21 protein-coding genes are annotated in these 24,595 nt (G+C 65.4%); 3 read left to right on the plus strand and 18 right to left on the minus strand.

The genetic code is table 11. The features are described from left to right. Positions 1-69 precede the first annotated feature (69 nt). Complete coding sequence (gene groES, locus AC4D1W_RS06115; RefSeq protein ID WP_490889585.1) at positions 70-366, minus strand: co-chaperone GroES; 297 nt, start codon at positions 364-366, stop codon at positions 70-72. 257 nt (positions 367-623) lie between these two features. On the opposite strand from groES, the gene AC4D1W_RS06120 reads away from it, so the two are divergent. After that, a complete protein-coding gene (locus tag AC4D1W_RS06120; protein WP_490898141.1) occupies positions 624-1,835 on the plus strand; it encodes a THUMP-like domain-containing protein in 1,212 nt (403 codons plus the stop codon). Between the two features lie 9 nt (positions 1,836-1,844). On the opposite strand, the gene AC4D1W_RS06125 is transcribed toward AC4D1W_RS06120, so the two are convergent. Together AC4D1W_RS06125 and AC4D1W_RS06130 are read right to left on the minus strand one after the other, a co-directional pair. Continuing rightward, entirely contained in the window at positions 1,845-2,666 is an 822-nt protein-coding gene (locus AC4D1W_RS06125; RefSeq protein WP_490889588.1) for a shikimate 5-dehydrogenase, read from the minus strand. Between the two features lie 3 nt (positions 2,667-2,669). Then, positions 2,670-3,215 carry a DUF421 domain-containing protein gene (locus AC4D1W_RS06130; protein ID WP_490889589.1) on the minus strand — a complete coding sequence of 182 codons (546 nt, stop codon included), beginning with the start codon at positions 3,213-3,215 and terminating at the stop codon, positions 2,670-2,672. A gap of 199 nt (positions 3,216-3,414) precedes the next feature. On the opposite strand from AC4D1W_RS06130, the gene AC4D1W_RS06135 reads away from it, so the two are divergent. Then, positions 3,415-4,554 (plus strand): glutamate--cysteine ligase, encoded by a 1,140-nt coding sequence (locus AC4D1W_RS06135; protein ID WP_490889591.1) that lies wholly within the window; start codon positions 3,415-3,417, stop codon positions 4,552-4,554. A 15-nt stretch (positions 4,555-4,569) separates the two neighbouring features. On the opposite strand, the gene AC4D1W_RS06140 is transcribed toward AC4D1W_RS06135, so the two are convergent. The 7 genes from AC4D1W_RS06140 to AC4D1W_RS06170 all read right to left on the minus strand — a co-directional run bounded on the left by AC4D1W_RS06140 (position 4,570) and on the right by AC4D1W_RS06170 (position 10,196). Continuing rightward, positions 4,570-5,136 carry a maleylpyruvate isomerase family mycothiol-dependent enzyme gene (locus AC4D1W_RS06140; protein WP_490898142.1) on the minus strand — a complete coding sequence of 189 codons (567 nt, stop codon included), beginning with the start codon at positions 5,134-5,136 and terminating at the stop codon, positions 4,570-4,572. A 14-nt stretch (positions 5,137-5,150) separates the two neighbouring features. Beyond that, on the minus strand, positions 5,151-6,218 hold the full coding sequence (tsaD, locus tag AC4D1W_RS06145) for a tRNA (adenosine(37)-N6)-threonylcarbamoyltransferase complex transferase subunit TsaD (protein ID WP_490889593.1): 1,068 nt from the start codon (positions 6,216-6,218) through the stop codon (positions 5,151-5,153). After that, a complete protein-coding gene (gene rimI, locus AC4D1W_RS06150) occupies positions 6,205-6,666 on the minus strand; it encodes a ribosomal protein S18-alanine N-acetyltransferase (RefSeq protein WP_490898143.1) in 462 nt (153 codons plus the stop codon). The genes tsaD and rimI overlap by 14 nt, the downstream gene beginning before the upstream one ends. Before the next feature lie 17 nt (positions 6,667-6,683). Beyond that, entirely contained in the window at positions 6,684-7,337 is a 654-nt protein-coding gene (gene tsaB, locus AC4D1W_RS06155) for a tRNA (adenosine(37)-N6)-threonylcarbamoyltransferase complex dimerization subunit type 1 TsaB (RefSeq protein ID WP_490898144.1), read from the minus strand. Between the two features lies 1 nt (position 7,338). Beyond that, complete coding sequence (tsaE, locus tag AC4D1W_RS06160; RefSeq protein WP_490898145.1) at positions 7,339-7,860, minus strand: tRNA (adenosine(37)-N6)-threonylcarbamoyltransferase complex ATPase subunit type 1 TsaE; 522 nt, start codon at positions 7,858-7,860, stop codon at positions 7,339-7,341. Further along, entirely contained in the window at positions 7,857-9,020 is a 1,164-nt protein-coding gene (gene alr / locus AC4D1W_RS06165) for an alanine racemase (RefSeq protein ID WP_490898146.1), read from the minus strand. Before alr ends, tsaE begins: the two co-directional genes overlap by 4 nt. Positions 9,021-9,110: 90 nt before the next feature. Then, entirely contained in the window at positions 9,111-10,196 is a 1,086-nt protein-coding gene (locus tag AC4D1W_RS06170; RefSeq protein WP_490889601.1) for a PfkB family carbohydrate kinase, read from the minus strand. Between the two features lie 74 nt (positions 10,197-10,270). On the opposite strand from AC4D1W_RS06170, the gene AC4D1W_RS06175 reads away from it, so the two are divergent. Continuing rightward, positions 10,271-11,623 carry a family 4 glycosyl hydrolase gene (locus tag AC4D1W_RS06175; RefSeq protein ID WP_490898147.1) on the plus strand — a complete coding sequence of 451 codons (1,353 nt, stop codon included), beginning with the start codon at positions 10,271-10,273 and terminating at the stop codon, positions 11,621-11,623. Positions 11,624-11,701: 78 nt separating this feature from the next. Here AC4D1W_RS06175 and mgrA read toward each other — a convergent pair whose 3' ends face one another. From mgrA to glmS, 8 genes are all read right to left on the minus strand, one after another. Then, complete coding sequence (mgrA, locus tag AC4D1W_RS06180) at positions 11,702-12,748, minus strand: L-glyceraldehyde 3-phosphate reductase (protein WP_490889604.1); 1,047 nt, start codon at positions 12,746-12,748, stop codon at positions 11,702-11,704. A gap of 25 nt (positions 12,749-12,773) precedes the next feature. Further along, positions 12,774-14,309: an FAD-dependent monooxygenase gene (locus AC4D1W_RS06185; RefSeq protein WP_490898148.1), complete on the minus strand. Its 1,536-nt coding sequence runs from the start codon at positions 14,307-14,309 to the stop codon at positions 12,774-12,776. Positions 14,310-14,318: 9 nt separating this feature from the next. Next, a complete protein-coding gene (treZ, locus tag AC4D1W_RS06190) occupies positions 14,319-16,055 on the minus strand; it encodes a malto-oligosyltrehalose trehalohydrolase (protein WP_490898149.1) in 1,737 nt (578 codons plus the stop codon). After that, positions 16,052-18,376 (minus strand): malto-oligosyltrehalose synthase, encoded by a 2,325-nt coding sequence (gene treY, locus AC4D1W_RS06195; RefSeq protein ID WP_490898150.1) that lies wholly within the window; start codon positions 18,374-18,376, stop codon positions 16,052-16,054. Before treY ends, treZ begins: the two co-directional genes overlap by 4 nt. 43 nt (positions 18,377-18,419) lie before the next feature. Beyond that, positions 18,420-20,606, minus strand: a complete 2,187-nt coding sequence (gene glgX, locus AC4D1W_RS06200) for a glycogen debranching protein GlgX (RefSeq protein WP_490889611.1) — start codon at positions 20,604-20,606, stop codon at positions 18,420-18,422. A gap of 95 nt (positions 20,607-20,701) precedes the next feature. Further along, positions 20,702-22,243, minus strand: coding sequence for an NAD(P)H-hydrate dehydratase (locus AC4D1W_RS06205; RefSeq protein ID WP_490898151.1), 1,542 nt, complete (start codon positions 22,241-22,243; stop codon positions 20,702-20,704). 10 nt (positions 22,244-22,253) lie between these two features. Next, entirely contained in the window at positions 22,254-22,625 is a 372-nt protein-coding gene (locus tag AC4D1W_RS06210) for a holo-ACP synthase (protein ID WP_490889614.1), read from the minus strand. Between the two features lie 7 nt (positions 22,626-22,632). Beyond that, positions 22,633-24,555 carry a glutamine--fructose-6-phosphate transaminase (isomerizing) gene (gene glmS / locus AC4D1W_RS06215; RefSeq protein WP_490889615.1) on the minus strand — a complete coding sequence of 641 codons (1,923 nt, stop codon included), beginning with the start codon at positions 24,553-24,555 and terminating at the stop codon, positions 22,633-22,635. Positions 24,556-24,595 lie beyond the last annotated feature (40 nt).

The raw sequence follows: 24,595 nt of genomic DNA on the forward strand, positions 1-24,595 counted from the left end.
CTTGTGCAGGGATGCGCTTACTTACAGGAAAGAACCCCGGCCGAATGTGACCGGGGTTCTTCTGCACAACTACTTGACGACGATCGCCAGAACGTCGCGGGCGGAGAGAACCAGGTACTCCTGGCCACTGTGCTTGACTTCGGTTCCGCCGTACTTGGAGTAGATGACGACGTCGCCTTCAGCTACGTCGACCGGAACGCGGTTGCCGTTGTCGTCAACGCGGCCGGGGCCTACTGCGACGACCTCGCCCTCCTGGGGCTTTTCCTTGGCGGTGTCCGGGATAACCAGACCGGAAGCGGTGGTCTGCTCGCCTTCCAGCGGCCGAACAACAATACGATCTTCAAGAGGCTTGATAGAGACCGACACTCGGACCTCTCCTTCACTTGGTTTGAATGAATCTGGGGTTTCGAGCAGGCGCTGACCGTCGTCGCGGTGCCGGTTGGCGCATCCTCGAAGGATTAGCACCCTCATAGCGAGAGTGCCAAGTCCGACTTTATGCAACGGTTAGCACTCGGTCAAGGCGAGTGCCAAAGTGTCACTGCAAAGCAGGTGGGGGATCCGATCCGGGAGAGTGACGTCTAGACTGAAGAGCCCGGCCCAGCCCCCTCGCCGAAAGCGGTACCTTGACCCAGAACCTCCTTGAGCCCATCCTGACTCCCGAGGGCTGGGAGCTGCTCAACTCGCTCGGACCCTACTCCGAGTCCGAAAGCCTCCGGCTCAACGAACAGCTCCGCGCTGCAGGTCATTCCCCTGAGGTGGTGAACGCGGCCCTCACCCAGTCCCGGCTGCGGGCCAAGGCCCAGGCCAAGTTCGGTCCCTTCGCCGCCCGGATGCTGTTCACGCCCGCCGGACTCGAGCAGGCGACCAGGCTCAACGTCGCCGCCCGGCACGCCCAGCGTTACGTCACAGCCGGGCTACAGAAGGTGGCCGACCTCGGCTGCGGCATCGGCGCCGACTCGATGGCCCTGGCGACCCTCGAACGCGACGTCACCGCCGTCGAACTTGATGAAACCACCGCGGCAGCCGCCACGATGAACCTCCTGCCTTGGTCCAACGCCACGGTGGTCAACGCTGACGCGTCAACGGTGGACCTCAGCGGGTACGACGGCGTCTGGCTGGATCCGGCCCGAAGGACCACTTCCAGCTCGGGTACCAAACGCCTCTTCGACCCGGAGGCCTTTTCGCCTCCCCTGTCCTTCGTCGAGAGCCTCGCCGATACAGGGATGCCGGTGGGTGTGAAGCTGGGCCCCGGAATACCCCACGACGCCATCCCTCCGAACTGCGAAGCGCAGTGGGTTTCAGTCGACGGCGATGTCGCCGAAGTTGTCCTCTGGTTCAATGCACTCCGCCGCGACAACGTCCGCCGCAGCGCCCTGCTGATCGGCACGGAGGGCGCCACGGAACTCACCAGCAATACCGACTTCGGCGAGGACGACGACGCCCCGCTCGGTCCCGTCGAGGGGTACCTCTACGAGCCGGACGGCGCCGTGATCCGCTCGGGCCTGGTTGCCGACGTCGCACGGCGCATCGGCGGACACCTGGTCGATCCGCACATCGCGTACATCTGCGCGCCGGAACTGGTCGAAACCCCGTTCGCGAGGCCCTACCGGATCCTTGACGTCATGCCGTACAACGTGAAGGCCCTGAAGTCCTGGGTCAAGGCAAACGACATCGGCGTCCTCGACATCAAGAAGCGCGGGACCTCCGTCACCCCCGAGGAGCTGCGCAAACAACTGCTCGCCGGCTCGAAGAAGTCAGTCCGCAAAGCCACGCTGGTACTGACGAGGATCGATGAAGACCGCGTCGCCGTCGTCGTCGATCCGGTGCTGGGCTAAGGGGAAAAACTAGGCCGGCCGGCGCGAGAATTCGCCCGCCTCGCGGATCTGCTCAGCCGTCGGCCGCACCCCGGTGTAGAGCACAAACTGTTCGGCGGCCTGCAGCGCGATTACCTCGGCACCCGTAATCACGGGCTTGCCTGCTCGCCGGGCAGCCTGGACAAGCGGCGTTTCGGACGGCAACGCAACGACGTCGAACACCAGCGACGATGAAGCAATCGCCTCGTCGCTGAATGACTGGACCTCCTCGTCCTGCCCTGCCATACCGAGCGGGGTCACATTGATGAGCAGGTCCGCGGTGGAATCGCCGGGCTCGGCCTGCCACTCGAACCCGTACAGCCCCGCCAGGCGCCTGCCTGCCTCTTCGTTCCGGGCCACGACGGTGACCTGCGTGAATCCCGCATCCCTCACGGCCGCCGCAACAGCCTTGGCCATTCCGCCTGATCCGCGCAACAGAACCGACGACGACGGCGTTACCTCCGTCCGCTGTCCGATCAATTCGGCGACCGCAAGGTAGTCGGTGTTGTACGCGGTGAGGACGCCGTCGTCGTTCACGATGGTGTTCACCGAGTTGATCGCCAGCGCCGAGGGATCCATCCGGTCCATCAGCGGGATCACGTCCTCCTTGAACGGCATGGACACGGCGCACCCGCGAATCCCCAATGCCCGGACACCTCCGATGGCGGCCTGCAGGTCCGTGGTGGTGAACGCCTTGTAGATGTAGTTCAGCCCAAGCTGGTCATAAAGCCAGTTGTGGAAACGGGTTCCGATGTTGCTGGGCCTCGCAGCGAGGGAAATACACAGGACCATGTCTTTATTCAGGATCGGCACCCGTCAATTATGACCTGCGCCCTTCACGTCCTCCAGCGTGGAACCATCACCAAACTTCTGCTTCGAAATAATGCTGACTTTCCCGTTGGTCTCCAGCACAATCGCGGCGACGTTGGAAAGGTCACCGTTGCCCTGCATTCGGGCGGCCTGGAGAAGTTCCGATTTCGTCAGCCGGTTCCTGCGGAGGTCCTCTTCCTGGACCTGGCCATCTCTGAACAGGAGAACCGGACGGGAAGTGATCGCTCCCCTGAACCCAGGCCAGCGGGACGACAAAAAGGCCACGATGAACTGCAGCGCCGCCAGCAGGGCGAGTGCGAACGCTCCCTCAGTCCAGGAGACATCGGAACTGAGCAGGATGGTTGCCAGCGTGGATCCGAGTGCGACCGTGATGATGAAATCGAAGATATTGAGTTGGCTGAGGGTCCTCTTGCCCGACAATCGAAGAACGACGACGAGAAGGACGTAGGCGGCGGAGCCGACCAGCAGTACCCGACCAACATCAGCCCAGCTATCGAACCACATACCGACTCCCAACCTGTTCCTGATCATTCATGTTTTCGCTCCTCGCGGCGTGCATGTTGTGCCTCTTCTCACGAAGGCTTGACCTTCACACTAAGTCCCAGAGGCGTCTTCAGCGACCGTAGAGCATGCCCTCTGCACTACTATTGAGGTCAGTTCTCACCCGCGATGGCGCGATACCGAGGCAAATTTTCCCCACCGTCCGGTACCGGTCAGGAGCACATACCCATTGAAGATAGAGTTCGCGAAGTCGGAGCAGTCGACCCTCGGCGTTGAGTGGGAGCTCGCACTTGTTGACCGGTATAACGGAGACCTGGTGTCCGTGGCCAAGGAAGTGCTCCGGGGCGTCAACGAGCGTCATCCTGAGCTCCAGGCCGACGACGAACACCCCCACATCAAGCAGGAACTCCTCCTCAATACTGTCGAGATCGTCACGGGAATCTGCCACACCGTCGCGGAGGCCAAGGAGGACCTCAGCCGGTCACTCGCCGCGGTACGCGAGGTGACTGACCCGATGGGCGTCGAGTTGTTCTCCGCCGGATCCCACCCCTTCAGCGCACCGCGTTCCCAGCCTGTGACGGACAAGGAACGGTACTCCAAGCTCATCGACCGCACCCAGTGGTGGGGCCACCAGATGGTGATTTACGGAGTCCATGTCCACGTGGGCCTGGACCACCGGGACAAGGTGCTTCCCGTGCTCGACGGGCTGGTGAACTACTTCCCGCACTTCCAGGCGATCTCGGCGTCGTCCCCGTTCTGGGGCGGCGAGGACACCGGCTACGCGTCGCAGCGTGCGCTGATGTTCCAGCAGCTTCCAACCGCCGGGCTGCCGTTCCAGTTCCGGAGCTGGGCAGAATACGAAGCCTACGTGCAGGACATGTTCACCACCGGCGTGATCGATACGGTGAGCGAGATCCGCTGGGACATCCGCCCGGTCGGCAACCTCGGGACCATTGAAATGCGTGTCTGCGACGGGCTATCCACGCTCGAGGAGGTCGGCGCCGTCGCTGCACTGACCCAGTGTCTCGTGGACGATTTCTCCACCACCCTGGACAACGGCGGCTCAATTCCGACCATGCCGCCGTGGCATGTGCAGGAGAACAAGTGGCGCGCCGCCCGCTATGGGCTCGAGGCCATCATCATTCTCGACGCTGCAGGCACCGAACGGCTCGTCACGGAGCACCTGATGGATGAGCTCAACCGGCTCGAACCGGTTGCGGCGAAACTCGGCTGCTCGCAGGAATTGGCCGACGTCGAAAAGATCCTGCAGCGCGGCGCCGGGTATCAGCGGCAGCGCCGCATCGCCGCCGAGAACAATGGCGACCTGAGCGCCGTCGTACTGGATATGGTGCGTCAGCTCCGCGCCTGACAGGCGGCCGTGGCGTCAGTCGCTGACGGAGGGCTGCCACCCGGCGTCGCGTCCCATTCTCGCCAGCAGCCTGGTTTCCCGATCCGCGTCGGGCGGGACAGGAAGCGCGGGCCTGCAGATGCCTTCCATGTAGAGGTGCTCACCGAAACCATCAAGGGATTTCTCAATGAGATCGAGCTCATCCTCGGTGAAATGCGTGTCCCGACCCGCACCACGCGCAATGTCCCATCGATGCACCAGCAGATCAAAGCCGTAGAACGTCGTGAGCGTCTTTCCGACCGTCGTGGGACCGAAGTAACCCTCGAAAGACGTCTGCGCGAGCTCGGCGGTGTCGAGGACGTTTTGAACGCGGGAAGCATGTGACTTCCATGCCCCCACGGGATCCTGCGCCGAGTCCGGACGCGAGCCGGCGTCGATGTTGTGCTGTCCCAGAAAGTCCCGTTCGCTATCAATCAGGTGGTCCAGAACGTCGAGGACCGTCCAACCGGTACATGGCGACGGCGCCGTCCAGTCCTCCACGGTTTCGAGGATTTCCCTCAGCCGGGCATTCTCTGTCCGAAACAGTTCCGAATAGGTAAGCATGGAACAACCGTAGGTCAGAGGTGGACTGTACTCACCGGCATAGAGGAATCGGTGCCGAAACCGATCCCGCTGGGCTCGCCGCCGTCCATGATGATGCGCGCCGCGAGCGCGGCGACCATGGCGCCGTTGTCAGTACATAACGACGCCGGCGGGATGGTGAGCGAGATGCCCGCGGCTTCGCAGCGTTCCCAGGTCAGCTGCCGAAGCCGGGAGTTGGCGGCTACTCCCCCGCCCAGCAGCATCGAGGTGATGCCGTGCTCGGTACAGGCCAGCACCGCCTTCGATGTGATCACATCGACCACCGCTTCCTGGAAGGACGCCGCAACATCGGCAACCGGTACCTCGACACCGCGCGCCTCGCAGTCCTCGACGAACCGCGCCACCGCCGTCTTCAGCCCACTGAAGGACCAGTCGTACCGGTGGGGGCCGGGCTGCTCCGCGGTCCCCATATACTTGGGCTGACTCAGCCCGCGCGGGAACCTGATGGCAGAAGGATCACCCTGCGACGCGAGCCGGTCAATCACCGGACCGCCCGGATAGCCGAGGCCGAGAATGCGTGCCACTTTGTCATACGCCTCGCCCGCGGCATCGTCGATGGTGGAACCCAGCAGCTCTACGTCGGACGCCAGGTTCCTCACCCGCAGGATCTCCGTGTGGCCGCCGGACACCAGCAGGGCCCCGAGGTTGTCCGGCAGGTCACCGGCGTCGAGCAGGCCAACACCAACGTGCGCCACGAGGTGGTTCACCGCAAAGAGCGGTTTCCCTGTTGCAACCGCCAGCGCTTTCGCGGCAGCTACTCCGACCATGAGGGCACCGGACAGCCCCGGGCCGGAGGTAACGGCGAGCGCATCGACCTCAGGCAGCGTCACGCCTGCCTCATCCAGTGCCTGCTGGAGGGTGGGCACCATCGCATCAAGGTGGGCACGCGAGGCGATCTCCGGGATGACCCCGCCGAAACGCACGTGCTCATCCATGGAGGACGACACCGCGTTGGTCAACAGGGTTGTGCCCCGCACGATCCCGACGCCGGTCTCATCGCAGGAGGATTCGATTCCGAGGACCAGGGGTTCAGACCGGTTCATGGTCGCCTTTCGCTACGCCGGAGAAAGTGAAGGTCAGGCGCATGACATGGGCGCTGACACCGTCCCGGTAGTAACCGCGCCGGGTGTGGATGTGCTCGAACCCGTTGCGCTCGTACAGCCGGCGCGCACGGGGGTTGTCCTCGCGCACCTCAAGCAGGATTTCCCTTGCACCCCTGCGACGGGCTTCCTCGAGCATGCTCGTCAGCATCGCCGTCCCGATCCCCTGGCCTTCGTACTCCGGCAGCACGCCGATGGTCTGGATGTCGGCCGTGGTGCCGAGCACCATGACCCCGCAGTAGCCAACAAGCTGTCCGTCGACCTCGGCGATCATGTACTTCCGGGTCTCCGTTTGCTCGAACTCGTCGAAGAACAGTTCGAGCGGCCAGGCGTCGACAGGGAAGAGCTTCTGTTCGAGGTTGCCGACAGCGGGAATGTCCTGGAGGCGCATCGGGCGCAGCGTAAAGGTCACAGCAGGGCTTTCTTCCGCGGTCCGGGTACCTTGGCGTCCGACTCACGAAGGTAGAGCGGCGTCGTGGGGCGCAGGGTTCCGCCCGCCGCCAGGGTGCGGTCGGCAACGAGGGCCAGCGCGACGGCGTCGGGCGTGAGGTCGGTTGCCCCGGCTGTGCCGGCCAGCCGCTCGGTATAGAGGCCGGCGCCGCGGCCGTAGACGGGCAGGTCGGGAACGCTCTCAGCCGGACCCACATGGGGTCCGTCCACAAGCTGCGGCAGCGGCGACCCGGCGCGGTAGCGTGCCCAGTACACTTCCTTGCGCCGCGCGTCGGTGGCAACCGAGAATTCTCCCTCGGGGTGGCCGGCATCGAGGGCCACCGCATCCAGGCTCATGACCCCGTGCAGCGGCACGTTCCACACGAAGGAGAGCATGCGCGCGGTTGCGATACCCGCGCGGAGTCCGGTGAAGGGCCCGGGCCCGACGCCCACGACCATGGCGTCCAGTTCGGTTCCCGCCACACCGGCGTCCGCCAGCAACCGCTCGACGGCGGGAGCCAGCACTTCGGCGTGCGAGCGCGTGTCGGTCGAGGCGAACCGCTGGAGGACGACGCCGTCACGCACCAGCGCGGCGCTGGCGGCAGCGGACGTATCAAGGGACAGAATCAGCACGCTAGACCAGCACTCCCAAGTCAATGTCGGCCCAGCGCGGACCGTAGGCGTCGATGCGCACGTGGCGCGGTTCGTCGTCGTCATCTGTGGTTGCTGCAGGGTCCGTGAGTGAACCGGCAACCGGGCGGACCAGCGTGATGTGCAGCCAGCTGTCAGCAAGGTGCTCCACGCGGCCGGAACCCCATTCGACGACGGTGACGGAACCATCCAGCGTCGACTCCAGGTCGAGGTCGTCTATCTCTGCGTCCGATTCCAGCCGGTACGCGTCCACGTGGACCAGCTCCGGCCCGTTCGAGAGCGAGGGATGATTGCGCACCAGCACGAAGGTTGGCGAGATGATGCCTTCCCGGACCCCCAGCCCGCGGCCCAGTCCCTGGGTGAAGGTCGTCTTCCCGGCACCGAGTTCACCGGTGAGGATGAGGAGGTCACCTGCCGCAAGCCGGCCGCCAAGGCTCTCTGCGGCACGTTGGAGTTCCTCTACGGAGGCTACGGAGAACCCGTGCGACCAGGCTGGGCTTGTCACTGGGCTGTCTCCAAGTCGATGTACCGGCGGGCGACCCGCGGGCTGATTCGGGTGACGATTTCGTAGTTGATCGAGCCGCTGGCCCGGGCCCAGTCATCGGCCGTGGGGGTTCCGTCCCCGGTGCCGAAGATCACGACCTCGCGGCCGAGCGGACTCTCACCCGAATCTGCGATCCCGGTCTCATCGAAGTCGATGACAAACTGGTCCATCGCGATCCGTCCCACGACGGGGTAGAACCTGCCACCCACTGATACCGGCGCACCAGTAGCAACCCTCGGGATGCCGTCGCCGTAACCCACCGGAACCAGGCCCAGGGTGGTTCGCTTGTCGGTGCGGTAGGACAGGCCGTAGGAAACGCCGTGACCTTCCGGCACTTCCTTGCAGTTCGCGATGGTGGTCCGGAAGGTCATGGCCGGACGAAGCCCGAGCTCAGCCGATGGCTGCCCGTCGAAGGGTGAGAGACCGTAGATGCCGAGCCCCACCCGCACGAGGTCGAAATGTGCATCGGGCCGCGAGAGCGTGCCGGGAGTGTTCGCGAGGTGACGGACCTCGAGGTCAACCCCGGCGTCTTCTGCAACGGCGACGGCTTCCCGGAAACGTTCGATCTGCTCGTCGGTCTCTTCCCGGTCAGGTTCGTCGGCAACAGCCAGGTGGGAGAAGACGCCGACAACCCTCAGCAGTCCGTTTTCCTGATGTTCCAGCGCGCGGCCCAGCAGGGCTTCCCACTGCTCGGGCGGGCAACCGTTGCGGCCCAGTCCGGTATCGATCTTCAGGTGCACCCGGGCAGGGCGCTCAAGCCGCCGTGCTTCGGCCACCACGCGGGCCAGTTCCCAGCCCGAAATACCCAGATCCACGCCCAATTCAATGGCGGCCGCGAAATCACTCGATTCGGTGTGCAGCCAGGCGAGGACCGGCGCCTCGATGCCGGCCTCGCGAAGTGCGACGGCCTCCGCGATGTGCGCAACCCCGAGCCAGGCGGCACCGGCTTCCAGTGCTGCCTTCGCCACCGGCACAGCGCCGTGTCCGTAGCCGTCGGCCTTCACCACGGCCATGACGCGTGCCGGGCTGGCAATCTCGGCGATATGCCGAACGTTGTGCCGCACCGCGGCGAGGTCGATGTCCGCCCACCGTTCCGGCACGGGCCCTGCTGAAAAACTCACAGGCCCATTCTGTCAGTTCTGAACGGGCGGTCAGGAATCGGGCCCCTCCGGCTATGGTCCCCGGTGGGTCCGCAGCCTGCCCGGCAGCTCTCATGCGTCCGACTGGGTTGCAATGGTGGCGCTCGCCCGCCGGACCGCTTCAGGTGGGACGTTGGCGACGGCCTCCTCCAGGAAGGCGTAGCGGCGCATCCACTGCTTCCGGACGCCGTCGCGCTCGGCACTCATCCCCCGCCACCAGTCGGCGATATCGCCCCAGCCCGGAGCGGCCAGCGAACCTCCGACTTCCTGCACCGAGAGTGAGGCACACAGGTTGGCGAACGCCAACCGATCCGCGAGGGACCAGCCTGCAAGGTCGCCCGTGACGAAGGCCGCTCCGAAGCAGTCGCCGGCTCCCGTTGGATCGTACGCATTCACGGGCAGTGCGGGCACCCACTCCTCCTCCCCGGTAATGGAGTCGACGGCGATTGCGCCGTGGTGGCCGACCGTCACCACGGCCACCGGTACCAGGTCCGCGAGCGCATACAGTGCGGCCCAGGGGTCGGTGGTTCTCGTGTACGCCATTGCCTCGGCTTCGTTGGGCAGGAAGGCGTGGAAGTACTGCAGGGAATCCAGCGCTTCCCGGGACCAGGTTCCGCTTGGATCCCAACCGACGTCACCGTAGAGCCGCATCCCGTTGGCATGCGCCACGGGCACCCACGGTTCCACTTCCGGGCCCACTTCAGCGATGGCGGCGCGGCTCCGCGGCAGGTCTGCGATCAGCTCTGAAGCGGACAGCGGCGACGGGTGCCCATGCGTGACCATCGACCGGTCACGGTTCACCGAGAGCGACACCGTGACCGGCGAATGCCACTCCTCGAAGGTCTTCGACCGGGACAGGTCAACGTGTTCCTGCCCGTGCAGGATGCTGCGGTTGAAGGCACCGTAACCGTCGTCGCCGAATGCTGCCGCGAGCGTCGTGTGCAGTCCGAGCCTGCTTGCCGCGATGGCCTGGTTCGCCACTCCGCCGGGACACGAACCCATCCCCTCGGCCCACACCTCGGTCCCTGGGACCGGCAGCGTATCGAGGCCGGTGAAGATAATGTCGAAGAACACCGAACCGGTAAGCAGGAGGTCGAACTCCGGATCGTTCTCGGTCCGTGAGGAGGCAAGCGGGTCGAAGCGGTTCGGGGAAGCCATGTAGGGCACATTACTCCCCGGCCGTACGGGGAGTAATCAGCAGGGCGCGTTCAGCGTCCACCAAGGAGCGCATCATGAAGTTGGCTGTGATCGGCGGCGGCGGGTTCCGCGTACCCCTCATTTACCGCGCACTGTGCTCGGGTGCCTTCGCCGGTTTGATCGATGATGTGTGCCTGTACGACGCCGATCCCTCCCGCGCGGCGGCAGTCGCCCGTGTGGCGCTCGATATGCCGCTTCCCGACGGAGCGCAGCCGCCCCGCCTCATCGTGAGTGACCGGTTGGAGGACGCTCTGGCGGGTGCCGACGTCGTCTTCGTTGCCATCCGTCCCGGTGGCGCCGCCGGCCGCGTGCTGGATGAGCGGGTTGCCATTTCCGAGGGGGTACTCGGCCAGGAGACGGTGGGTGCGGGCGGCCTGTCCTACGCGCTGCGCTCCATCCCCGAGATGCTCACGTTGGCGGAGGTCATTGTCCGCACCTGCCCGGAGGCGTGGGTCATCAACTTCACCAACCCCGCGGGGATCATCACGGAGGCGGTGCAGCCCGTTCTGGGCGAACGTGTCATCGGGATCTGCGACTCGGCCTCCGGGCTGGTCCGCCGTGCGTCCATCGCCGCGGGTGCTCCGTTGCCGCTCGGCACCCTGACCGGTGTCGATTACGTGGGCCTGAACCACCTGGGGTGGCTGCGGTCCCTGGAGCACGACGGCGTGAACCTCCTGCCCGCACTGCTGGCCGATCCTGCCCGGCTGGGTTCGTTCGAGGAAGGCCGGGTCTTCGGTGAGCAGTTCCTGCGCATGGTCGGCGCGCTGCCGAACGAGTATCTCTTCTACTACTACTTCCATGCGGAGGCGCGGCGCTCCGTTGCCGCCGCAGCCGAAACCCGCGGGGAGTCACTGGTCCGCCAGCAGGAGGGCCTTTATCCAAGGCTGCTCTCGACAAATCAGCCTTTCGCCGAGTGGGAGGCGGCACGGCGAACCCGCGAAGAGGGATACCTTGCCGAAGCCCGCACGGCTGAGGAATCCCGCGATGAGGCGGACCTGGCAGGCGGCGGCTATGAGCGGGTGGCCCTCACCGTCATGCGCGCCCTGATCCGGGACGAGGCTGCCGAGCTCATCGTCAACGTCCGCAACGGCGAGTCGATCCCCCAGCTTCCTGCCGACGCCATCGTCGAGGTTCCCGCACTCGTCACCGGCCGGGGCGCCGCAGCGCTGCCGGTTGGAAAGCCGGCACCGCATCAGCTCGGCCTGATGTCGCAGGTGAAGGGGGTCGAGCAGGACGTGATCGCCGCCGTCGTGCAGGGGGACCGTTCCCTCGCGGTCCGTGCTTTCGCGCTGCATCCGCTCATTGATTCCGTGCACACCGCCCAGCGGCTTCTTCGCGGGTACGAGAACGCGTTCCCGAAGCTGCACAGCCACTGGCGCCAGGGGTAAGGCCAGACGGCAAAGGAAACGCGCTGCGGACCAGCGAATGTCGCGGGTCCACAGCGCGTTCTGAACACGCAGGCCGTCCTAGACTTCCAGCGCCCTTGCCCAGAGGTTGATGTCGGATTCGACGGCGAACTCGTCGATCGCGTTCAGCTCGTCTTCGCTGAAGTCGAGGTTGTTGATCGCACTCACGCTGTCCTCGAGCTGCTTCACGCTCGAGGCACCGATCAGCGCCGACGTGATGGGCGAGCCCTTGCTCTGCGGGCGGAGGATCCACGCGATGGCCATCTGCGCAAGCGTCTGTCCCCGGGACTCCGCGATGCTGTTCAGGCCGCGGACACGGCGCAGGTTGTCCTCCGACAGGTGGTCCTCGGACAGCGACTTGTTCGAGGCCGCACGCGAACCTTCCGGAACCCCGTTGAGGTACTTGCTGGTGAGCAGGCCCTGTGCGAGCGGCGAGAACGCGATGGATCCGGCTCCGGTCTGCTCAAGGACCTCGGGCAGGTTCGGCTCGCCGTTCTCGACCCAGCGGTTAAGCATGGAGTACGAGGGCTGGTGGATCAGCAGGGGTGTACCGAGATCCCGCAGGATCGCTGCCGCCTCTGCGGTTCGCTCCGGAGAGTATGAGGAGATACCGGCGTACAACGCACGCCCGGAACGCACTGCGGTGTCCAGGGCGCCCATCGTTTCCTCAAGCGGAGTCTCCGGATCGGGGCGGTGGCTGTAGAAAATGTCGACGTAGTCCAGCCCCATGCGCGACAGTGACTGGTCAAGGCTCGCCAGCAAGTACTTGCGTGATCCGAAGTTGCCGTAGGGACCAGGCCACATGTCATAGCCGGCCTTGCTTGAAATCACGAGCTCATCGCGGAACGGCTTGAAATCGTCCTTGAGGTGCCTGCCGAAGTTGGTCTCCGCCGAGCCATAAGGAGGTCCGTAGTTATTCGCCAGGTCGAAATGGGTGACGCCGAGATCGAATGCCCGCCGCAGAATGGCACGCTGGACGTCGAATGGCTTGTCATCACCGAAGTTGTGCCACAACCCCAGCGAGACGGCCGGCAGGTGCAAGCCGCTTCGTCCGACTCGTCGGTATGGCATGGTCTCGTAGCGGTTTTCCGCCGGGTGATAGGTCATGAATTCATCCTAGGTCGCTGAGGGGTCAAAACCACTGATCCGGCAGGAGCGCACGGAACTGTGACACCGCGGTATGCACCGGCGACGCACCCGCCACGAAGCCGTCCGGGCGAACCAGGTAGCACGTCCCGTCCTCGAGGCCTTTGCCGGCTGCCGCGGCGAATGAGTGGACACGCACGTTCAGGGCGTGCCCGACGGCGGCAACCACTTCCGGGTCCACCTCGCCGTAGGTGTGAACCTGCCAGGTGGCAGAGCGGAGGGTTTCGAAGTTACTTCCCGTCCAGGGTAACCGCCTGCCGACGACCCGTCCGCGGCGCCCGCGCCGGCTGGGTTTGGCACCCGTACCACCAGACGCGCCGGCGCCGTCGTCCATCCAGTAGTGGATCCGGATCTGGGAGACGTAGCCGAACAGGCGCGGCGCGATGGGGAGCTGTGGAATGAGCCGGACCGCCGCCGGGGCAACCAGCCGCGGAGCCGTGCGGCGGAAAGCGCGGGCGATCCTCCGCGTGGAGGTCACCGCGCCGAATGCCCGGTCCGTACTGTTCACCAGGCGAAGAGCCACCGGGCGCCGCTCAGCTTCGTAGCGGTCAAGCAGAGACTCCGAGGCGCGGCCCTGGATCACCTCCGCCAGCTTGAATGCCAGATTGTGCGCATCCTGCAGGCCGGTGTTCATTCCCTGGGCGCCGACGGGCGAGTGGACGTGCCCGGCATCGCCAGCCAGGAAAACCGGACCTTCACAGAAGCGCGCAGCAACCCGGTGATGGATGCGGTAGGTGGAGAACCAGAGCGACTCCCGGTAGGACACGTCGAACACCTCGTCGAGCCGTTGCCGTGCGAGTGCCTCGGGCACGTCCTGGCCGCCGGCGGTCCGCAGCACGCCGAGCAGCCGGTGGTGGCCGTCCGGCCCCATGGGGAAGCCCAGCAGGAACTCCTCCGCGCCGAACCGGAGGTTCACGCTGTCCTCGGCGACACCGGAGACGCCCAGCACGTCCACCACGTAGAACGTGTGCTCGTTCGTGAGCCCCTCGAAGGGGATGCCGGTCAGTTTCCGTACCGCCGACGATCCTCCATCCGCCCCGACGCAGAACCGCGCCCGGACGTGCAACGAGCCTGACCGTCCGGTGCACTCTGCGATGACGCCGCCGTCGACCGCGGTGAGGCTCTGCAGCGCGTGTTCCCACTCGACCGTTCCGCCCAGCTCCTCCAGCCGGTCCAGCAGGATGCGCTCATTCCTGCTCTGCTCCAGTACATGAATGCCCGGGTAGGGCGTCAGGTCCGCTCCGAACCTCCCGATGGGTACGGCACCGAAGGACCGGTCCTCGTAACCGGGGCGGATCGTGACCACAGATTCCGCCTCGGCGAGCACGCGGTCCACGACGCCCAGCTGGTCGTAGATTTCCATACTTCGTGAATGGACGCCGAGCGCACGGGACTCACGCGTGGGCCCGTCCTTCCCATCCACGAGCACGGAGTCGACTCCGAGCTTCGCCAGCCAGGCGGCGAGCATCAGACCGGTGGGACCGGCTCCGACGATGAGCACATCCGTGCTGAGCTCGCGCATGTGGCCCTCTTAGACCTTCAGGATTGTGGCACCGTAGGCCGGAAGCGTGACCGTGCCGTCCCCGATCGATTCACCGGGTTCAGTGCTGAGCAGGACCTTCTTTGCGGCGACCGGAATCTCCCGCTCACCGTCCGCGAAGTTCACGGCGACGGCGGTGCCTCCCCGATGGAGCACGAGCCAGCGCTGGTCCTCGTCGAAGTCGACGCTCACCGACGTGAAGTCGGGGTTGTGCAGGTCCTTGTTCTTCCGGCGGAGCGCAATGAGGTCACGGTAGAGGTCCAGGAGGCGTGCCTGTTCGGGGCGCTCCTGCTCTGTCCAGTCGAGTTTCGCGGAGGCAAACGTTTCCGGATCCTGGGGATTGGGCACCGTATCCGGGTCCCAGCCCATCTTCTCGAACTCCCTGAGGCGTCCCTCAGCCGTCGCCTTACCGAGCTCCGGTTCCGGGTGCGAGGTGAAGAACGGCCACGGTGTTTCCGCGCCGTACTCCTCACCCATAAACAGCATCGGAGTGAAGGGCCCGGCGATGTTGAGAACGGCCGCCTGCGCCAACTGTGCAGTGGTGAGGCTCGCGCTGATGCGGTCGCCGGCCGCGCGGTTACCGATCTGGTCGTGGTTCTGCGTGCAGACCACGAGCTGGTGGAGGCTGTGGGTTGCGGGGTCGATGGGCCGCCCGTGCGAACGTTCCCGGAACGAGGACCAGGTCCCGTTGTGGAAGAAGCCCTCCTGGTACACCTTCGCGAGCGCACCGATCGAGTCGAAGTCCTCGTAGTAGCCCACGGTCTCACCGGTGACGTTGACGTGGGCCGCGTGGTGGAAGTCGTCGCTCCACTGGCCCGCCAGACCGAAGCCGCCGGCACTGCGCGGTGCGATGAGCCTCGGATTGTTCAGGTCCGACTCTGCGATCAGGAACAGCGGCTTGCCAAGCTCGGCGGCACACCGGTCCGTTTCGACCGCGAACTCCTCGAGGATGTGGATGGCGCGCTCGTCATGGAGGGCGTGCACGGCATCAAGCCGCAGCCCGTCCACGTGGTAGTCGCGGAACCACATCAGCAGGTTGTCGATCACGTACCGGCGCACTTCGTCGGACAGCGGGCCGTCCAGGTTCAGGGAATCGCCCCAGGTGTTGGCCTTGCCCTCCGTCAGGTACGGGGCGAACTGCGTGATGTAGTTGCCGCTCGGTCCGAGGTGGTTGTAGACGACGTCCTGGATGACGCCGAGTCCGCGCTGGTGTGCTGCGTCGACGAACCGCTGGTACGCGGCCGGTCCGCCGTAGGTTTCCTGGACGGCGTACCAGAGCACACCGTCATAACCCCAGTTGTGTGTGCCGTTGAAGGCGTTGACCGGGAGCAGCTCGACGTACTGCACGCCGAGTCCGACCAGGTAGTCCAGCTTCCCGATCGCTGCGTCCAGCGTCCCTTCCGGGGTGAACGTTCCAATGTGCATCTCGTAGATGACGTTCCCGTCCAGGCCGGGTGATGTCCAGCCGTCGTCGCCCCAGGAGTATGCACCGGCGTCGAACGCGCGGGAGAGCTTGTGCACGCCCCCCGGCTGCCGGCGCGAACGGGGGTCCGGTACCGGGCTTACGGAGGCGTTGATCAGGTAGCCGTAGTCCACCTCGCCTTCGGAAGGAGCTCCGGGCGCCTCCCACCAGCTGCCCTCGCGGGAAACCATGGGGTAGTTGGTGCCGTCCGCAACCAGGGTCATTGAGAGCGCCTTCGGCGCCCAGACGTCAAACCTCGAACTCACTTAGCTTCCTCCTTCACGAGAAGTGCCACAGGGTAGGTTTCAAACAGCCGTTTGGCCGGAACCGGCCCACCTTCAAACCCGGTGCCGGTGATCGCGCAGCTGTACGTCCCTTCCGGAAGTACGACGGCGGTGTCCCGCCACCCGCCGGAACGCTCCAGCCCCAGCGGGAGCCGTGTGACCGCGGTGACGGCGCCGCCGCGGTCGAAGGCGAAGACGTGATCGGCCGCCGCACCGGTGGAAATCACCGAGCGGTAGCCGGCGAAGAGCTCGGGACGGTCCCTGCGCAGCCGAAGGGCACGCGAGACAACAAGGAGCTTGGCCAGGCCGCCGTCGTCAATTTGCGGCAGTGCACCGAACGCGAGGTCCACGAGCCCCTGCTTCCGCGCTGCGAAGTCCACCGGTCGCCGGTTGTCCGGGTCCACGAGGGAGGTTTCCCAAAGCTCGGACCCCTGGTACACATCCGGCACGCCGGGCATGGTGAGTTGAACAAGTTTCGCGCCCAATGAATTGGACCACCCCGGCGCAGCCGTCTTCTCCACCAGCGAGGTGATGAGGCTGTTCACCTCCGGGCGGTCGAAAGCGGCGTCAACGGCGTCGTGCATTTTTTCTTCGAAGGCGGCATTAGGCGCCGTCCAGTGGGTACTGGCATCAGCTTCCCGGGCAGCTTTTTCCACGTAGGCGTGTGCCCGTTCCCGGCTGAGCGGCCAGGCTCCGACCAACGCCTGCCACATCAGTGACGCGAAGGCCGTATCCCCGATGGGGGCGAGCCGGTTCAGCTGCCCGAAGACGTCCGTCCACTCCCCTGCCAGTTCGGACAGCACCGAAATGCGGGCACGGGTATCCTCGCCGCGCTTCGTGTCATGCGTGCTGAGCGAGTTCATGGTCAGCGGCGAGGACTCCTGTCGTTCCTGCAGCGCACGATGGACCTCGTAGCCGTCCAGCGCGAAGATCGAAGGATCAGCACCGACCTCGTTGAGCGAGGTCAACCGGTTGTACCGGTAGAACGCGGTGTCCTCGACGCCCTTCGCCATCACCATGCCGGAGGTCTGCTGGAACCGCACTGCCAGTTCGGGCAGCTCGGTGGATTCAGCGCCAGCGCCGGTGAGGTACGGGTTCAGGAACGGGTGCAGCGCATCGATCACCGGAGCCAGGTCCGGCCGGCGGACCTTCGCGTTCTGGACCGCCTCCGTCAGGTGGCCCGCGCCGTCGGGCAGGTAGCTGCGATAGACCGGGAAGCACGTGAGCAGCTCGGCAATGGCGTCGGCGCTCTGTTCCAGCTCCAGGTTGGCTGATGCAGGGACAAGGCGGGCCAGTCTCAGCACCTCGGAGCGCAGGATCCCGTCGGTGATCCCGCGCTTGGTTCCGTGAATCATGTGGACGAAGCGCTCGGTCGGCACAGCAGCGTCCAGAGCGGGCTGTCCTGCCGGATCCACGAACAGCCGGTCCACCACGGCGAGGCCGTCATAGCCGGTGGTTCCCTCACACGCCCAACGTTCCGGCAGAACCTCGCCGGGCTCGAGGATCTTCTCCACCAGCGTGTAGGCGCCGCCGGAAAGCTCCCGAAGCCTCTCGAGGTAGCCCGCAGGGTCCGCAAGGCCGTCCGGATGATCAATCCGGACTCCGTCCACGAGGGACTCCTCGAACCAGCGGCGGACCTCCGAGTGCGCCTCGTCAAAGACCCACGGCACTTCCACGCGGACACCGGCGAGCGTATTGACGCCGAAGAACCGCCGGTAGTTCAGCTCGCTGTCCGCGCGGCGCCAGTTCACCAGTTCATAGTGCTGGCGTGCATGGACTTCCGCGCCGGTGTCACCGGGGTGTGCGGTGCCCTCAGCGATCGGATACCGGTTCTCGTAGTAGTGCAGCTCACCGTCGACGACCTTGAGCTGCTCTTCCTCATTGTCTCCGTCACCGAGCACGGGGACCCGGATCCGGCCGCCGCCGGCGTCCCAGTCCACGTCGAATGCTTCGGCGTAACGGGAATCCCGGCCCTTGCTCAGCAGATCCCACCACCACGCGTTCTGCGCCGGGGTGGCGACGCCCACGTGGTTGGGCACGATGTCCACAAGGACACCGAGCCCAGCCTCGTGGGCCGTCCTGCACAGCGCGTCGAACGCCTCAGCGCCTCCCCGCTCGGGATCCACTGACGTGGGATCGGTGACGTCGTACCCGTGATCGGAACCCTGCTCCGCGGTAAGGACCGGCGACAGGTACACCCAGTCCGCCCCGAGGTCCACCAGGTAGGGCACAACATCTGCGGCAGCAGACAGGTCGAAGCTGGATCGAATCTGCAACCGGTAGGTCGACTGGGGTGTCTTCACGTATTCCTCCTGGAGTGGGTGGTTCTGCCTGGCCTGGTAAAGATCAGGCCGAGCCGGCCCGCGAGGTGTGCTCGTTGGCGAGGATGGCCAGGGATGCGGCAACAGAGTGATCCGGTTCCTCAACATCAGCGTGGGCGCGGAGCACGACCATCGACTTCGCCTCGACGGTTACGGCGCTGCCCGCGTTGATGGGGTCCGAGTCGGCGTAGACGCCGGCGGTGTCGATCACTTCGTCCCACACGGGGCCGTACTCGGATGCGGGAACCTTGAAGGTCACAGCCTCGTCATTGGCGTTGAAGTACAGCAGGAAGTTCGCGTCGGTGATGCGCTGGCCGCGCTGGTCCCGTCCGCGGATGCCCTGCCCGTTGAGGAAGACGCCGATGGAACGGCCGAAGCCTGCGTTCCAGTCCTCCGGTGCCATCAGCTCGCCTTCGGTATCCAGCCACACGATGTCCGGCAGCGCCTCCCCCTCGCCTCTGCGGACGGGACGCCCATCGAAGAACCGACGACGGCGGAAGGTCGGGTGCTCGGACCGGAGCCGGTTCACTGCAGCAGTGAATTCCAGCAGCGGCTGGTCCAGCTTGTCCCAGTGCACCCAGGAAAGCTCGGAGTCCTGGCAGTAGGTGTTGTTGTTGCCCTCCTGCGTGCGTCCGAGCTCGTCACCGTGGGAGAGCATCGGAACGCCCTGTGACAACAGGAGGGTGGCGATGAAGTTCCGCTGCTGGCGGGCGCGGATGGACTGTACCTCAGGATCGTCCGTGGGGCCCTCGACGCCGCAGTTCCAGGAGCGGTTGTGGGATTCGCCGTCGTTGTTGTCCTCACCGTTGGCCTCGTTGTGCTTTTCGTTGTAGGACACGAGGTCGCGCAGGGTGAAGCCGTCATGCGCCGTGACGAAGTTGATGGAGGCAACGGGGCGGCGTGCCGAGTGTTCGTAGAGGTCAGCCGAGCCGGTCAATCGGGAAGCAAACTCACCGATGCTTGAAGGCTCTCCACGCCAGAAGTCGCGGACCGTGTCGCGGTACTTGCCGTTCCATTCGGTCCACTGCGGCGGGAAGTTGCCGACCTGGTAACCACCGGGGCCAACGTCCCACGGTTCCGCGATGAGCTTGACCTGGGATACCACCGGATCCTGCTGGACCAGTTCGAAGAACGCGGAGAGGCGGTCAACCTCGTAGAACTCGCGGGCCAGAGCTGAGGCGAGGTCAAAGCGGAAGCCGTCAACGTGCATCTCGGTCACCCAGTAGCGCAGGGAGTCCATGAGCAGCTGGAGGGCGTGCGGGTTGCCGACGTTGAGGGAGTTGCCGGTGCCCGTGGTGTCCATGTAGTACTGCTTGTCATCCTCGACCAGGCGGTAGTAGGCCGCGTTGTCGATGCCGCGCATGGAGAGGGTGGGCCCCATATGGTTGCCCTCGGCAGTGTGGTTGTAGACGACGTCGAGGATTACCTCGATGCCCGCGAGGTGCAGTTCGCGCACCATCGCCTTGAATTCCTGGACCTGCTCGCCCTCGTCCCCGGTGGAGCCGTACTCGTTGTGGGGTGCGAAGAAGCCGATCGTGTTGTAGCCCCAGTAGTTGGACAGCCCTTTGTCCTGCAGGGTGCTGTCGTTGACGAACTGGTGCACGGGCATCAGCTCGATGGCGGTGACGCCGAGCTTCTGGAGGTGCGCAATGACGGAGGGGTGGGCAACACCGGCGTAGGTGCCGCGCTGTTCCTCCGGAACGTCGGGGTGCAGCTGGGTCAGGCCCTTGACGTGGGCCTCGTAGATGACCGACTGGTGGTACGGAACCTTCGGTCGACGGTCGCCGTCCCAGTCGAAGAACGGGTTGATCACGACACCGAGCATCGTATGTGCCGCTGAGTCCTCGTTGTTGACGGAGGTCGGGTCACCGAAGTTGTAGCTGAACAGTGCCTGGTCCCAGTCGTACTCGCCGTGGATCGCCTTGGCGTAGGGGTCCAGAAGCAGCTTGTTGGGGTTGCAGCGGTGGCCCTCGGACGGGTTGTTGGGGCCATGCACGCGGTAGCCGTACTTCTGTCCGGGCACAACATGCGGCAGATAACCGTGCCAGACGTACCCGTCTACTTCCTTGAGGGCGATGCGGGTCTCAGAGCCATCATCGTCTATCAGGCACAGCTCCACCTTCTCGGCGACCTCGCTGTAGAGGGCGAAGTTGGTGCCGGTGCCGTCATAGGTTGCCCCCAGCGGGTAGGCATCTCCTGGCCAAAGCTCCATGTGTGCTCCTTGCTTGATTGTGCGCTCCGATCTACTCGGCCGCTTGTCCTGCATCTTTTCATAGCGCAGGGATCTGACATTCTGGTGAACGAAATTTACTGGGGTCCGGTGAGTGGTGGGTCCTGCAGCAGGCACCGGATGACCCGTCCGACGTGGCGCGGCAGGTCGCTGACAACAATGGGACCGCGCTTCGCTGCCCGCTTGCCGGCCAGACCGTGCACCATGGCCGCTGCAGCCGCCAGGGCAGCCCAGCGTGCCGAGGGCGGCAATCCGAGGGAGGCGCCGGCGTCGTCGTTCTCCGCATTGGTGGCAACCAGCGCACCGAGGATTCCTGCGAGCGTGTCTCCGGAGCCGGCGGTCGCGAGCCACGGAGTGGCATTGGCCTGGCTGAAGATCTCCCCGCTCGGGGCGGCAATCACGGTGGTGTGGCCCTTGAGAAGGACGGTTGCGCCTATGGTCTCCGCTGCCCGGCGTGCGAATTCGATGGGCGCGGCCTCAATCGCGTCCCGCTGCACTGCGTCACCGCGGCGTTCGAACAGCGCAGCCAGCTCCCCCGCGTGAGGAGTAAGGATGACGTGACTCCCGACCGTCGCCGGCAGCAGCGGGAGCGCTCCGGCGTCCACCACCGTTGGCAGCCCGGACTCGATGGCTGCCCGTGCCCGTTGCCGTTGGCCCGGATCCTCGGTAGCGCCGGGGCCCACGAGCCACGCCTGTACACGGGAATCGGAAACGGCGCCCTGGGAGCACACCACCTCGGGGTGAACGGTGTTGATGAGCGAAGTGACCGTCCCGGGTCCGAGGAAACGGATCATTCCGACGCCGGTGGCCAGCGCGGCGCCGGTGGCCAGGACCGCCGCGCCGGGATACATGGCGGATCCGGCGGCGATACCGAGGACGCCGCGGCTGTACTTGTGGTCAGCCGGCTGCGGCTGCGCATAGAGACGGCGGAAGTCGGAGGGTTCCAGCGAATACACGCTGGGCCGGGGCAGGGTGGGAGCGAGCCCGATGTCGATGGTCACCACGCGTCCGGCCAGCCGTGCGCCGGCGCCCGCCAACAGACCTGCCTTCAAGCCGCCGAACGTCACAGTGAGGTCCGCGGCCAGCACCTCGCCGACGGCTTCACCGGAATCGGCGTTGACGCCGCTGGGAACATCGCACGCCACGACGCGTCCCGTAATCCCGTGCTCGTTCACGCGCTCAACCAGTTTGGCCGCTGCCCCGCGCAGCCCGCCCACGCCTCCCGTACCGAGTATTCCGTCGATGATGAGGTCTGCCGAAGCGAGCCGCTCGACGAGACGGTCCAGGCTGGAATCCGTAAGCTCTTCAACCCGTCCGCCGGCGGCGCGGAAGGCGGCCAGCGCGTCCGTGTGCACGCGCTGGGAGGTGAGTACCGCCGTCGTGCCCGCTCCGCGGTGCTGTAGCCGGGCTCCGGCGTACAGTCCGTCTCCCCCGTTGTTGCCGCTGCCCGCAAGTACGACGACGGCCCTGCCGTAGACGCCGCCCGTCGCCTGGAGTTCTGCCGCTGAGGCCTGTGCAAGGCCGTGCGCAGCACGCTGCATGAGCTCATGACCGAGGCCGGCGTCGAGGAGCGGTGATTCCGCTGCCCGCACCTGACTCCCGGTATAAGAACTAAGCATGCTTAGAATCTTAGCGGGTGGCGTCCGGATATTCCCCCTCGGCGACCACCATGGCGGTTGCGACGCCGCCATCATGGCTGAGTGACAGGTGCCAACAGCTCACGCCCCGTGCGTCGGCCACCGCCTGCACGGTTCCGGAAACCTGAACCGTGGGGCTGCCGTTGGCGTCGAGACCGATCCAGCAGTCCTGCCAGTTCATGCCGGCCGGTGCGCCGAGGGCTTTGGCCACCGCTTCCTTGGCCGCGAACCGGGCGGCCAGCGAACGGGTGTTGAGCTCTCGCTCGGCGCCGACGAAGAGCCGGTCACGCAGCCCGGGAGTGCGTTCAAGCTGGCGCTCAAACCGGGCTATGTCAACAACGTCAACCCCGATGCCGATAATCATCGGGTGCCTACTCGACCGTGACGGACTTGGCCAGGTTGCGCGGCTGGTCGACGTCGTAGCCCTTGGCTGAGGCCAGTTCCAGCGCAAAAATCTGCAGCGGAACCGTGGTGAGCAGCGGTGCCAGCAGGGTGGTGGTCTGCGGCACGTGGATGACGTGTTCGGAGAACGCTGCCACCGAGTCGTCACCCTCCTCGGCGATCACGATTGTGATTGCGCCGCGGGCACGGATCTCCTGGATGTTGGAGACCACCTTGGAGTGCAGTGAGTCGCGGCCGCGCGGGGACGGCAGGACGACGACGACGGGCTGGCCCTCTTCGATCAGAGCGATGGGACCATGCTTCAGCTCACCGGCAGCGAAGCCTTCCGCGTGGATGTACGCGAGTTCCTTGAGCTTGAGTGCGCCCTCCATTGCCACCGGGAATCCGACGTGGCGGCCCAGGAACAGCACGGACTTGGCGTCCGCCATGCCCCGGCCAAGCTTCTTGACGGCGTCTGCGTTATCCAGGACCTGCTGGATCTTCGCGGGCATTTCACTGAGGTCGCCCATGACGCGGTTGATCTCGTCGCGGAACTTGTTGCCGCGCAGCTGGGCCAGATAAAGGCCGAGCAGGTATGCAGCGGTGATCTGTGCCAGGAAGGCCTTGGTCGATGCGACCGCAATCTCGGGACCGGCGTGCGTATAGAGCACGGCGTCGGACTCGCGCGGAATGGTGGACCCGTTGGTGTTACAGATGGCGACCACCTTGGCGCCCTGTTCCCGGGCGTACCGGACGGCCATGAGCGTGTCCATGGTTTCACCGGACTGCGAGATGGCAACCACGAGGGTTTTCTCGTTCACGATGGGGTCGCGGTACCGGAACTCGTGGGAGAGCTCCACCTCGGTGGGGATGCGGCACCAGTGCTCGATCGCGTACTTCGCGACCTGACCGGCGTAGGCGGAGGTGCCGCAGGCCAGGACAACGATCTTGTCGACCGAGCGGAGGATGGACTCGTCGATACGGAGTTCGTCGAGTACCAGGTTGCCCTTCGCATCAGTGCGGCCCAGCAGGGTCTGGCCAACGGCGTCGGGCTGGTCGTTGATTTCCTTCTCCATGAAGGAGTCGTAGCCGCCCTTTTCTGCTGCGGCGGCGTCCCAGTCGACGTGGAATTCCTTGCCCTCGGCGGGAGCACCGAAGAAATCGGTGATCTCAACGTTTTCGGGGGTAATGGTGACCACCTGGTCCTGGCCGAGCTCCACGGCGCGGCGGGTGAAGTCAATGAAGCCCGAGACGTCGGAGCCGAGGAAGTTCTCGCCCTCGCCAAGACCCACAACCAGAGGTGAGTTGCGGCGGGCGGCAACAACGACGTCGGGAGCGTCCTGGTGGATGGCCAGCAGCGTGAAAGCGCCCTCGAGGCGCTGGCAAGCCTCCTGCATGGCCTTCGTGAGTGTGTCCTCGGTTCCGGATTCAGCGAGGCGGCGGTAGATGCTGCCCAACAGCACCGCTGCAACCTCGGTGTCGGTGTCAGAGAGGAAGGTGGCGCCGGAGTCGAGAAGTTCGGCCTTCAGTTCAGCGAAGTTCTCGATGATGCCGTTGTGGATGAGGGCGAGGCGACCGTTGTCAGCGAGGTGGGGATGCGCGTTCTGGTCGGTCGGTCCGCCGTGGGTAGCCCAACGGGTGTGGCCAATGCCGGTGAGTGACTCCGGGAGAGGTGCGGCCTCGAGCTCGGCGACCAGGTTGGTGAGCTTGCCGGACTTCTTGCGCGACTGGATGCCCGAATCGGTCAGGACCGCGACGCCCGCGGAATCATAGCCGCGGTATTCGAGCCGGCGCAGGCCTTCCATGACAACGTCAAGGGCGCCGTGGCTGCCGTTTGAATCGACGTCATCGATTACCGCACTGTTCAGTGATGCGCCGTTGTTCCGGCCTACGTATCCTACGATTCCACACATGGGCTTAAGCCTACCTGCCGCGCATGCGTTCCCTTGTCGC

The sequence above is a fragment of the Arthrobacter sp. TJ-170 genome (assembly GCF_058269305.1).